Raw genomic sequence first — 9,677 nt, 5'->3', positions numbered from 1 at the left:
CGCGCCCCGGGCCCGTCCGCCGGCGATCCGCGCCGCCGCGGCGTGGCACCCGCCGTCCTTCGGCGGAGTGATCCCGCCGGCCCTGAGCGGCCCCGGCTTCACCCCGCCGGCCGTACCGCCGCAGGCCTGGGCCCCGCAGGCGCCGATGCCCCCGGCCCCGCCGAGCGTGACGATGCCCCGCACGACCAGGTAGAACCGGATCCGACGGAAATCGCCGCCGCCCTGCTCAGCAGGGCGGCGGCGATTCTCGTCGTGGACGGTGGTGCTGCCGGTGGATCAGCCGCGGACGGCGCGGATCCAGTCGAAGAGGCCGCTGACCCAGACGGCGAGCGGGATCACCGCGAGGATCAGCAGGACCTCGCAGATGTCCAGGGTGCGGCCCCAGACCGGGGAGGTCTTGCGGCCGGCGCGGGTCAGGCCGTACCCGATGCTGAAGAGACCGAGCAGCAGCAGCGCGCCGAGGACCAGGCTGAGCCGGATCAGCGGGGCGCTGGGCTGGTACCCGCCGAGCGCGGCCGCGGCGAGCGCCACCGAGCCCGCGACCAGCAGCGGGACGCGCTGCGAGCGGCTGCGGAAGCTCCGGGCCCGGGCCAGCAGGACGATGCCGAGCACCGCGGCGGTGGCGACACCGACGTAGCTGACCGTCGAGACGACGATCGCGGAGAACGCGCAGATGACGGCGATCGCGGAGAGGATGCCGGTGAGGAACCCGTCGGCCCGCTGGCTCGCGGCCAGGACCGCGGCGCCGTCCACGCTCTCCGTGTCGGCCTTCAGCTCCTCCGGGCCGCTGGGCACCGACGGGATCGGCAGACGGCCCATCCGGTAGGCGATCATCGGGATCGAGGGGAGCGCGCTCAGTGCGATCGCGGCGATGGCGGCCGCCGCGCCCGCGCCACCGGAGTCGGTGAGCAGCGCGATCAGCGACCCGACCGCCAGGGCGACCGCGCAGATGGCCGCGCCCAGGAAGACCGGTGCGGTGTCCGCGACACCGACGCTGGCGATCGCCACGATCAGCAGCGCCACGGTGGCCGCGGTCAGCACGTGCGGCGACGCCAGATCGGTCAGCGCGCGGTCACCGCCGAACAGCAGCAGGCCACCGGCCGCGCCGTAGGCCACCGCGGTCAGCGCGAACGCCACGGCGGTCATGCTGTCGGCCAGCGCCCGGGAGAGCACCACCGCGCCGACCAGCAGCGCGGCCGCCACACCCAGGCCCACCAGGCCGGACGGCAGCTGCGGGGGACCGGCGAAGAGCACCGCGAGCACCCCGGCGAGCAGTGCGATCAGGCCGAGGCCCACACCGAACGACCGGGTGGTCGCCGGCTGCCAGCGGCCCGCGCGGTCCTGGGTGGCCGTGGCGACCGCGTCGACCACGTCGTCGAAGACCAGCTCCGGGTTGTCGGTGCCGCGCGGCCGCAGGTAGAGCAGCTCGCCGTCCCGGACGTCCAGCTGGGCGGGCGTACGGGAGGCATCGAGGGTGATGCCCCCGAGCCGGGACAGTGCCCAGCCCTGGATCGCCGACGGATCGTCACCGAGACGATCCCCGGCATACCGCAACAGGGTCGGTAGCAGATCCGCCAACGGGACGTCGGCGGGCAGGGCCAGATCCACCCGGGTGTGCGGGGCTACGATCGTGACCCGGCTGAGCCCGGTACTGGTACTGCTTGCCACGCGACGACTCCTTTTTCAGGTCAGCATCCGGGGCGACGGTACCGGGCCCCGGTGACATGGGCAGAGTACATACGATGGCCTTGAATATGGGTCCAGCAGGGGAGGACACAGCGTGAGTACGGTGGTGTTCCGCCGACCGCCACGCCAGGCAGGGCCGCAGCTTCCGCGGGGCGAACTTCTTCTCGAATCGCCCCCCGAACTGCCCGAGCAGTTGCCGCGCAGCGTCGGGCAGATGCTCATGATCCTGCCGATGGTCTGCGGTGTCGGCGCGATGGCGTTCCTGTACGCGGGACGTGGCGGCGGCACGATCACCTACGTGGCCGGCGCGCTGTTCGGCGTCTCCATGCTGGGCATGGCGGTCAGCACGATGGGCCAGGGCGGCGGTAACAAGAAGGCGGAACTCGACGCCGAACGGCGCGACTACATGCGCTATCTGTCGCAGGTGCGCCGCCAGGCCCGCCGTGCCGCGGCGCAGCAGCGGTCCGCGCTGGTGTGGCGCCACCCGGAGCCGGACGCGCTCTGGTCGGTCGCCTCCTCGCGCCGGATGTGGGAGCGTCGCAGCACCGACGACGACTTCGCCGAGATCCGGATCGCGGTCGGCTCGCAGAAGCTGGCCGTGGGCATCATCACCCCGGAGACCAAGCCGGTCGAGGACCTGGAGCCGCTCACCGCGATCGCGCTGCGCCGGTTCGTCCGCGCGCACTCCGCGGTGCCGAAGCTCCCGCTCGCCCTGCAGCTTCGGGCGTTCAGCCGGGTCGTGCTGCGCGGTGACCGGGAGCCCGTCGCCGGGTTGGTCCGCGCCGCGATCGGCCAGCTCACCGTCCTGCACTCGCCGGACGACCTGCGGATCGCCGTGGTCGCCGCACCCGAGCGGCGCGGCGAGTGGGACTGGGTGAAGTGGCTGCCGCACGCGCAGGCCGACCGGCTCGCCGACTCGGCCGGTGCCGGTCGCCTGGTCTACGACACCATGGCCGAGCTGGAGGCCGCGCTCGGCAGCGACCTCTCCGACCGGCCCCGGCACACCCCCGAGGCGAAGCCGCTCACCTCCGCCGCGCACCTGGTCGTCATCCTGGACGGCGGCGAGGTCGCACCGACCTGCCAGCTGGCCGGCGTGGGACCGCAGGCCACCACGGTCCTCGACCTCTCCGGCCGGGTGCCGCGCGACGCCGGCCGCTGGCTGCTCTGCCTGGACGTCACCGAGAACGCGGTCTCCGTCGACCGCGGCAAGCGCTCGACGTCGCTCGGCAAGCCGGACACGCTCACCGTCGTGCAGGTCGAGGGCCTGGCCCGGCAGCTCTCCCCGTTCCGCCTCTCCCAGCAGGCCAAGGCCGACGAGCCGCTGGCCACCAGCATGGAGCTGCCCGACCTGCTCGGCATCGGCGACGCCGGCGCGGTCGACCCGGCGGTCAACTGGCGGCCCCGGCCGAACCGGGAGAAGCTGGCCATCCCGCTGGGCATGAGCCCGGACGGGTCGGTCATCTCGCTGGACATCAAGGAGTCCGCGCAGGAGGGCATGGGCCCGCACGGCCTGATCATCGGCGCGACCGGTTCCGGCAAGTCCGAGCTGCTCCGTACGATCGTGGCCTCGCTCGCCATCACGCACTCCTCCGAGGAGCTCAACTTCGTGCTGGTGGACTTCAAGGGTGGCGCGACCTTCGCCTCCCTCGACGTCCTGCCGCACACCAGCGCGGTCATCACCAACCTCGAGGACGAGCTGTCCATGGTGGACCGCATGCAGGACGCCCTCGCCGGTGAGATGGTCCGCCGCCAGGAACTGCTGCGGGCGGCCGGCAACTACGTCTCCCGCTTCGAGTACGAGAAGGCCCGCGCCAACGGTGAGCCGCTCGACCCGCTGCCCAGCCTGCTGGTCATCTGTGACGAGTTCAGCGAACTGCTCTCCGCGAAGCCGGACTTCATCGAACTCTTCGTGATGATCGGGCGGCTCGGCCGGTCGCTCGGCGTGCACCTGCTGCTCGCCAGCCAGCGGCTCGAGGAGGGCCGTCTTCGCGGACTGGACACGCACCTGTCGTACCGGATCGGTCTGCGCACCTTCTCGGCGGTAGAGAGCCGCATCGTGCTCGGTGTGCCGGACGCCTACGAACTGCCCAACCCGCCCGGCCACGGTTACCTCAAGCCGGACACCTCCACCCTGCTGCGCTTCCGCGCCGCCTACGTCTCCGGCCCCTACCGCCGTACGGGAGTGGGCGCGCGCTCGCAGGCGGCGGTGCAGCGGCAGATCGTGCCCTACACCGTCGACCACCTGCCCATGCCGGAGGTCCCGGTGCAGGTCCAGCCCCAGGCGGCGGACGACCAGGCGGGCACCGGCAAGCTCGTCTCGATGCTGGACGTCATCGTCGAGAGGCTCGAGGGCAAGGGACCCGCCGCGCACCAGGTGTGGCTGCCCCCGCTGGAGGCCCCGCCGAGCATGACCGACCTGCTCGGCGGCCTGCACGTGGATCCCGCCCGCGGTCTGGTCGCTCCCGGCTGGCCCGGCGTCGGACGGCTGACCGTGCCGGTCGGCGTGGTGGACAAGCCGTACGAGCAGCGTCGCGACCCGCTCACCGTCGACCTGAGCGGCGCGGCCGGCAACGTGGTCATCGTCGGCGGCCCGCAGTCCGGCAAGAGCACCATGCTCCGGTCGATGCTGGCCGCGCTGGCGCTCACCCACACCCCGCGTGAGGTGCAGTTCTTCTGCCTGGACTTCGGCGGTGGCGCGCTGCGGAGCCTCGAGGGCCTGCCGCACGTCTCCGGCGTGGCCGGGCGCCGCGACGTCGAGGCGGTCCGCCGTACCGTCGCCGAGGTGAACGCGATGATCGAGGAGAGGGAGACCCGCTTCACCGAGCAGCGGATCGACTCGATCGCGGCGTACCGTCGCAAACGCGCCGCCGGCGGCGTGCCGGACGACCTGTTCGGCGACGTCTTCCTGGTGATCGACGGCTGGATGACGCTCCGGCAGGAGTACGAGGAGCTGGAGCAGGGCATCACCACGCTGGCCAACCGCGGCCTCGGCTTCGGCGTGCACGTGGTGATCACCGCCACCCGCTGGGCGGAGATCCGGATCAACATGCGCGACCTGCTCGGCTCCAAGCTCGAGCTGCGCCTGGGTGACCCGGCGGAGTCCGAGGTCGACCGCCGCGCCGCGCAGAACGTCCCGCAGGGTGCTCCCGGTCGCGGTCTGACCCGGGACAAGCTGCACTTCCTCGCCGCCGTGCCGCGCATCGACGGCTCGAACGACGTCGAGACCATCGCCGACGGCACCGCCGACCTGGTCGGCAAGGCGAAGGCGGCCTGGCACGACACCCCGGCCCCCAAGGTACGGCTGCTGCCCCGCCTGCTGCCGGACACCCAGCTGGCCGCGATGGTCGACCCGGCGTCCCGGGGCATCCCGATCGGCCTCAACGAGTCGAACCTCGCGCCGGTCCGCCTGGAGCTGGATTCCGAGCCGCACCTGGTCGTCTTCGGCGACGCCCAGTCCGGCAAGTCCAACCTGCTCCGGATGATCGCCCGCGGGGTCGCCCGGAAGTACACCCCGGCCGAGGCCCGCCTGGTCCTGGTCGACTACCGCCGCAGCCTGCTGGGTGCGGTCGAGAGCGGACACCTCCTGGAGTACGCCACCTCGGGCCAGATGCTCACGGAGGCCGTCAAGGGCATCCGCGGCGCGCTCAACCAGCGTCTGCCCGGCCCGAACGTGACCACCGAGCAGTTGCGCAACCGCAGCTGGTGGAAGGGCCCGGAGCTGTACATCCTGGTCGACGACTACGACCTGGTGGTCACCGCCGGCAACAACCCGCTCTCGGGTCTGCTGGAGTTGATCCCGCAGGCCCGTGACGTCGGCTTCCACCTGATCATCGCCCGCCGTTCCGGCGGCGCCGCACGGGCGATGTACGAGCCGCTGCTCCAGCGCTTGAAGGAGCTGGACAGCCCGGGCCTGATCATGTCCGGCAGCCGGGAGGAGGGCGCCCTGTTCGGCAACGTCCGCCCGGGCCCGCAGCCGGCCGGCCGCGGCGTCCTGGTCCGCCGCAGCGACGGCGTCAACCTCATCCAGACCGCCTGGAACGACCCGGACGTCCCCGCCTGACGTACGCGTCCCGCAACGGGGGTTGCCACCAGCTCGGTGGCAACCCCCGTTGCGGATTCGGCTTATTTCATAGACGGCCTGCCTACACTGCGGATCTTCACCACGGGGGAGGGGACAGGTTTGCCTTCAGTAGAGACACAGGTGCTGCGGGACAGCGCTACGGCGTTCGCGAATTTCGCGGATGAGCTGAGCGGAAAGACTCAACAGGCGCTGGCGAAGTGTGCGCTGCCGGGTACCGCGATTCCGATCACGGACTTCGGGTTCAAGGAGATGTACGAGCAGGCCTATAGTGCGGCTGACCAGGGCTGTCGCGCGGTGAGTGGCATCCTCACCTCTGTCAGTAACGCGTTGGTCCGGGTGGCCAACCATTGGGACGGCCAGGACTCGGAGAATGCCAAGGCATTCGGTGAGAAGCCGATCCCGGCGCCGGAGTTCCCCTCGGCCAATCCGATGCCCAGTGGGGTCAGCGGTGGCGACGCCGCCCGGTTCGTGGCAGCCGAGGGCCTCGCCATCGGGACGGTGCAGTGGTTGACATACGAGATGTTCGTGGCATCGGCCCTGATTCCGGCTCTGATCACGCACTTCGCTGGCATCGCCGCACTCGCCAATCTGCGGGATCCCGTGCCGTACTTCCAGGCGGAGGGTGGTTGGTCCGAACTCGAGGCGATCCTCGCCGATGCCGCCGTACAGGTGCCGTTGCTCGCGAACAAGATCACCTCGGACGCCAAATGGGAGGGCGACGGTGCGGACGCCTTCAGCGATTTCATCGCCAATCAATTGGGCCCTGCTCTGGGGGCGCTGAAGGACTTGGTGGGCGATCTCAAGCAGAACTGCCTCGCCACCGGCTTGGTGATGTCCGCTGTCGTCGTGGGGTACATCGTCGCCACCATCGTCGCCACCAAGGTGATCGAGGCCGCGGCCGTCGACCCGGAACCGGTGTCCCGCGAGGCGATCGGGTGGTCGGGGGCGGCGGCCTGGGTCTCCGAGGTGCTCGTCTTCGTCGGCGAGATCGCCTTGCTCTACGCGGAGATGGCGGTCGCCAGCGCGACGGTCCAGACGTCATTGCGGACGGTCAGTACGTATCTCGGGCAGAAGGGCGACAAGCTGCACGTCAATTCCCTCGCCTTGAGCACGGAGAAGATGACCGCGATTCAGTCGTGGGAGAACGACGGGTGGATCAATCCCAAGCTGGCGAAGCAATGAGCCGTGGTATGCCCCGAAACACGTTCAACTGGCTGGCGTCGTTCCTCGGCGTCGTGACGTTCTCGGTCATCTCGATCTGCTCGATCGGCAGCGACCGGATGCAGGAACCTCCCCGGACCAGCGGCGGGGGTACCGTTTTCGCCTGCATGTTCGGTGCTGGGGCGGTGGCTCTCGCCATCTTCGCGAACCTTCGCTATCACTCTCGGCCGACGGCCACCGGCCCCGGCGCACAGCCGTTCGTCGTGCGGATGCGCCGCGCGATGGAGTGGCTCTACATGGTGGCTGCCCTGGCTCCGGTCATGTGCACCGTGTATCTGCTCTTCAACCCGGATTGGAGCCTGTGATGGAGGAACGTCTTGCCTCGTACGCGGCCGTCGGACGCCGCTACTCCCGGAGTTCGGAGGCGGGTGCGGCGGCCCGGATGCTGGAGGCGGCCCAGGAGATGCGGCGGGGGTTCGACGAGCTGTTCGCGGAGACTGTCGAGGCTACCGATGACGCAGGGTATGTGACCGCCACGGTGACGTTGGCCGGGCGGGTGGAGGCAGTGCGGATCTCGGCGTATGCGATGCGGGATCTCGATGCGGGTGCGCTCGGAGAGGCCTGCCAAGCGGCGGTTCTCGCGGCCCGGGCCGTGGCGAGTGAGCAGCTCAAGGAACGGATCGGGCCGCCGCCGGCCGATCTCGTCGGCGTCGATCCCACGACCCTGCTGCGCTACTAGGAGACGACGGTGAACACGAACGACCTGGCAGCGGAGATGCAGCGGTTCCTGGGTGACACCGAGGGGATCCATCAGCGTGTGGAAGGTGCCATCAGCGAGGTCCGCGAGGCGGACTTCACGGGTACGGCACTCGACGGCGGCGTGACCGTGACCGTGAGCGGGATGGGTGCTCTGCGCGGCATCGACATCCACGTCACCGCGAAGCGGGCATATGACAACATCACGCTCGGTGAGGCGGTGACCGAGGCGATTCGTGCGGCGGAACTGGCGGCGCGCGGCGCGCTGAACGACCGGGTTCTGGAGGCGTCAGGGGTGAGCGGCCTGTCCGGGCTGCTCAAGCCGGAGCAACTGGCCCGCCTGCGCCGGATCGTGCCGGAGGGGTAGCCCGGTACCGTGCCCGTTCGCACCCGGTCCCGGCGGATGCTCGCCGGGACCGGGTGCGCCGTCGTGGTGCCCGGGAATCCCTCGGTGAACCGGCCGGCGCGGTGGGGGGTATACGTCTGTGTCGGCGGACGGAAGGGGATGACGGTCGTCGATGGTGCGTACGGGCAAGGGTCGGTAACGTCCGCTTTGGTCCGCGTGCGTGAGCAGGTGGTTACATCCGGCATCCATGGAGAATCCCGGATGTTTCTATAGTCATAACCTTCATGATCTGGACAAAGGGACAGGAAGCGGCCCGGTATCGACCCGGGTGGTTCATGTTCTTGCCGTGGTCAGCTACGGTTGCTGCCACGGACGGCGGGGGCCCCGTGCTCTTTCATGGTTTCCCCGGCGTGTCCATCGAAAGATGCAAAGGGGTGAGAGAAAGATGACCGGTCCGCTCGAAGTCGATCACGCGACACTACACACCGCGGCCACCGACACGCGGAACACGCGTAAGGACATCGATGGCGACCTGCGCAAGCTCTGGGGGGTCGTCGACGACCTCGCCATCGCGTGGCAGGGCAAGGCTTCCACCGGGTTCCAGAACCTGATGACCCGCTGGAACGAGGACTCGGCCAAGCTGCTCACGGCCATGGACGAGATCGCCGACCTGCTCGACAAGACCGGCACCACGCACCAGGTCAACGACGAGGAGCAGGAGCAGATGCTGGACAAGTTCCACTCTGCCCTCAACCCCTGATCGGCATCCGGGAAAGGAATAGGTAACCGTCATGTCTCTGGTCAAGGTTGATCACGCGGCGCTGGAGTCGGCGCACGGTCAGATGACCGCCATCTCGAAGGCGATCGACGAGAAGCTGGACACCCTGCGCTCGGGCCTGCAGCGCATCGTCTGGGAGGGCTCCGACCAGGCTGCCTACCAGCAGCACCAGGCCGCCTGGGACGCCGCGGTGAAGGACATCAACTCGATCCTCAACGAGATCGGGAACGCGGTCGGCATCGCCCGCGAGAACTACGTCAACACCGAGATGAGCAACTCCAACCTCTGGAGCTGATGTAGGGGACGCCGCTGTGGCCGGGCTCGGTGTCGGGGGCGATAGAGAGGAAGGCGGATCATGGCGGAGAACCCGTCGTTGCCAACCAAGGTCGACCTGACCCAGCTCGACCAGGCGGTGACCTGGCTCGAGCAGATCCAGGAGTTCATCGAGACGTACTGCGTCGGTGGCATGCCACAGATCAGCAAGGAGCTCGGGTACGCGACGAGCATCGACATGTCCGACGTGGACTACAAGCTGCTGAAGCAGGCCACCGTGTTCGGCGGCTTCTACAGCGCGTACGGGATCCAGGCCAAGCACGACTCGTCCTACAAGGCGGTGCACGACAGCCTGAAGAACACGGCGGAGCACCTGGGCAAGGCGGCCGACGCCACCCGGAAGATCATTGAGAACTACAAGACCGCGGAGGAGCGCAACAACGCCGCCGCGGCGGACATCGAGCGTCTCCTGGAAGCCGGCCGCTACACGGCCAAGGACGCGCAGGCCGTTGCCGGCCAGGAGACGGACCCCACCCTCGGCGGCACCGAGACGCCGGCGGCGAGTGACGACACCGGTATCTGGGTGTAAGGGGATG

9 protein-coding genes and 1 pseudogene are annotated in these 9,677 nt (G+C 69.7%); 9 read left to right on the top strand and 1 reads right to left on the bottom strand.

From position 1 onward, the window contains the following. Window positions 1-193 (top strand): annotated as a pseudogene (locus AB0M08_RS16055) (hypothetical protein); the annotation flags it as partial. Between the two features lie 83 nt (window positions 194-276). Here AB0M08_RS16055 and eccD read toward each other — a convergent pair. Continuing rightward, the gene (gene eccD, locus AB0M08_RS16050; protein ID WP_364493183.1) at window positions 277-1,668 is read right to left on the bottom strand and encodes a type VII secretion integral membrane protein EccD; all 1,392 of its coding nucleotides are present in this window, start codon (window positions 1,666-1,668) and stop codon (window positions 277-279) included. Between the two features lie 112 nt (window positions 1,669-1,780). On the opposite strand from eccD, the gene eccCa reads away from it, so the two are divergent. From eccCa to AB0M08_RS16010, 8 genes are all read left to right on the top strand, one after another. Beyond that, a complete protein-coding gene (gene eccCa, locus AB0M08_RS16045; RefSeq protein ID WP_364493181.1) occupies window positions 1,781-5,746 on the top strand; it encodes a type VII secretion protein EccCa in 3,966 nt (1,321 codons plus the stop codon). A 141-nt stretch (window positions 5,747-5,887) separates the two neighbouring features. Then, window positions 5,888-6,949 carry a hypothetical protein gene (locus AB0M08_RS16040; protein WP_364493179.1) on the top strand — a complete coding sequence of 354 codons (1,062 nt, stop codon included), beginning with the start codon at window positions 5,888-5,890 and terminating at the stop codon, window positions 6,947-6,949. Window positions 6,950-6,957: 8 nt separating this feature from the next. Then, a complete protein-coding gene (locus AB0M08_RS16035; RefSeq protein ID WP_364493177.1) occupies window positions 6,958-7,293 on the top strand; it encodes a hypothetical protein in 336 nt (111 codons plus the stop codon). Beyond that, window positions 7,293-7,667, top strand: a complete 375-nt coding sequence (locus AB0M08_RS16030) for a YbaB/EbfC family nucleoid-associated protein (protein ID WP_364493175.1) — start codon at window positions 7,293-7,295, stop codon at window positions 7,665-7,667. Before AB0M08_RS16035 ends, AB0M08_RS16030 begins: the two co-directional genes overlap by 1 nt. Before the next feature lie 9 nt (window positions 7,668-7,676). After that, window positions 7,677-8,051: a YbaB/EbfC family nucleoid-associated protein gene (locus AB0M08_RS16025; RefSeq protein ID WP_364493173.1), complete on the top strand. Its 375-nt coding sequence runs from the start codon at window positions 7,677-7,679 to the stop codon at window positions 8,049-8,051. Window positions 8,052-8,475: 424 nt separating this feature from the next. Then, a complete protein-coding gene (locus AB0M08_RS16020; protein WP_364493171.1) occupies window positions 8,476-8,790 on the top strand; it encodes a WXG100 family type VII secretion target in 315 nt (104 codons plus the stop codon). A gap of 31 nt (window positions 8,791-8,821) precedes the next feature. Further along, a complete protein-coding gene (locus AB0M08_RS16015; RefSeq protein WP_364493169.1) occupies window positions 8,822-9,103 on the top strand; it encodes a WXG100 family type VII secretion target in 282 nt (93 codons plus the stop codon). Window positions 9,104-9,163: 60 nt separating this feature from the next. Beyond that, a complete protein-coding gene (locus tag AB0M08_RS16010) occupies window positions 9,164-9,670 on the top strand; it encodes a hypothetical protein (protein WP_364493167.1) in 507 nt (168 codons plus the stop codon). Window positions 9,671-9,677: the final 7 nt, after the last annotated feature.

The organism is Actinoplanes sp. NPDC051851 (assembly GCF_040681165.1).
Taxonomy (GTDB): domain Bacteria; phylum Actinomycetota; class Actinomycetes; order Mycobacteriales; family Micromonosporaceae; genus Actinoplanes.
Note: the sequence above shows the minus strand (reverse complement) of the source record. Positions and strands in the feature narration are given on the sequence as shown.

Coding starts and splice junctions, on each gene's coding strand:
- AB0M08_RS16035 (WP_364493177.1), top strand. CDS start 6,958: ATGCCCCGAAACACGTTCAACTGGCTGGCGTCGTTCCTCGGCGTCGTG.
- AB0M08_RS16030 (WP_364493175.1), top strand. CDS start 7,293: ATGGAGGAACGTCTTGCCTCGTACGCGGCCGTCGGACGCCGCTACTCC.
- AB0M08_RS16020 (WP_364493171.1), top strand. CDS start 8,476: ATGACCGGTCCGCTCGAAGTCGATCACGCGACACTACACACCGCGGCC.
- AB0M08_RS16015 (WP_364493169.1), top strand. CDS start 8,822: ATGTCTCTGGTCAAGGTTGATCACGCGGCGCTGGAGTCGGCGCACGGT.
- AB0M08_RS16010 (WP_364493167.1), top strand. CDS start 9,164: ATGGCGGAGAACCCGTCGTTGCCAACCAAGGTCGACCTGACCCAGCTC.